Here is a 1,862-nt window from a genome sequence, read left to right on the forward strand (position 1 = left end):
TATGATGGAACATAATGTGAATACCATCATTGATGCCATCACAAAACATTAAGATCTTCTACAAAAGAGATAAAAAAGAGTTCATAAAATCGTAAGTCTATGATTATGTTACTAATGATACCCAATATCTATAATTGATAACATTGATATGAAATAAAGTTACTTTTACAGAGAAATTTATACTCAATAGATGCTAAGATAGATAAAGTAAGTGGATTTATTGCCTCATGGTGCCCAAACTATCAGCAGTAGCACTCGACTTTTCAATGCTTCTTTTACAATAACTCTCGACACTTGAAACGATTCATAAGAAGCATTTGGTGTCTCTTTCTTAAAGTATTTTTATCTATCCAACTCCATTTATAACATGCAAGTAAAATTAGTGTATGAATAAAAACTACTTGAAGAAAAAAATTCCTCTTATGAAAAGTCTCAACACAATAATTGTTGCAATGTTGGAGACTGAAAGAGAGTATGATGATGGCCAAAGCTTGCATTTTTATAAGCATAAAGATGGAGATACACAGTGGATTTTATGTTATATTACTCATAAACGACTACGTGAAAAAATGTGTTCGGCAATACTTAATCGCCATTATGTAAGAGACATTGGCTTAGATATTTTGAAAATCGCAATACTAAATTAAAAGATGATGCTAAGGATAGATCTATTTTTATCTTGATGCTTTCATGTTCCCCTAAATTAAGCAGTCCCCTCATTTTAGAAATTACACAAGCAGATAAGCTCATTCTACTCTGGCATACACAACTGAATAAAGCACTGAACCGTCTTCATATTTGTCTCAAACATACTGCTGTATAAAGTTTAGGTTGATTTATAAGCAACAAAAAAGCACACGCTTTATAAGAAAGCAATATGATAAAACCATTAATGGACTGGCAATATATTGAAAAAATATACCAGCTTTTATAAAATGCTTTGCAAAACAACAATATAACTGTCTTTGTCCCTGCTGATTCTTATAGGTGTTCGCACCGATCCCTTATGTTATATTCATAAAGATCTGTTTGAGGATAATCTACAGGCAATTTTTAACTCAAGAATATAGAAAGATCGATGGGATGTTACAGATGTGTTTCATCTTCTTTTATCGTTAAAAGTAATGAAAATTCTAAAACAAGCGCGCCTTCTATCTCTCAGTGATTTCTTTTGCAACTGATCGGATACCCTCGCTGAGAATTGCATAGTAATTTACATGAGAAAAAATAAACTTGCAGCATGCCCGCACAGGTTTCTCTATAATTTATTTGATTAGTAGAAAAAACAAATGCTTCTTATAGGAGCTCTGAAACCATTTTAGATCATATGGTCAGCGGTAAAATATAATGTGCCTATTCTCGTACAGATTATTTAGAACAGCGTCGTATTTTGTGGATCAAATAGACTTCTTATGTTAGGGATCAAAGCTAAGATATGGGGCGCATCCCCTCTCATCTGTGAATCATTTTTTCTCTGTATTACTCCCATTTACTTTTTATAAGATATATAAACTATTACATCAAGAAACATGCGATAATGTATTGTTTTTTGTAATTAAAATGATGTTTTAAAATAATATTCTTCTTACAGACCGTTAAAATACAAATTTTCTTCCTATAAATATTTTGGCATTCTCAGCGCCATGGGACAATGGATCATTACCAAAACTTTTAAATTTTTATTTTTAATCCCATCGGTTACAACCTGATTTTGTAAATGTAATCGAGAAAGTCGAAACGCAACATTATCATGACGCGGCATAAAAGAAAGTCGTGTCACATAAATTACTTATTATTTGTGCGCTTTCCAGTGTTTTTATTAAAAGTATGAAAATTCTGATGAGCGACAGTGAAACTTAGTT

The 1,862-nt window shown here is 31.6% G+C and carries 1 protein-coding gene; it reads right to left on the reverse strand.

Features of this window, described 5'->3' with window-relative positions; translation table 11 throughout:
• Positions 1-1,615 precede the first annotated feature (1,615 nt).
• Positions 1,616-1,780: a hypothetical protein gene (locus ACFIKE_RS10000; protein ID WP_375649687.1), complete on the reverse strand. Its 165-nt coding sequence runs from the start codon at positions 1,778-1,780 to the stop codon at positions 1,616-1,618.
• Positions 1,781-1,862 lie beyond the last annotated feature (82 nt).

The sequence above is a fragment of the Bartonella sp. MU70NMGDW genome (genome assembly GCF_042194085.1).
GTDB lineage: Bacteria > Pseudomonadota > Alphaproteobacteria > Rhizobiales > Rhizobiaceae > Bartonella > Bartonella grahamii.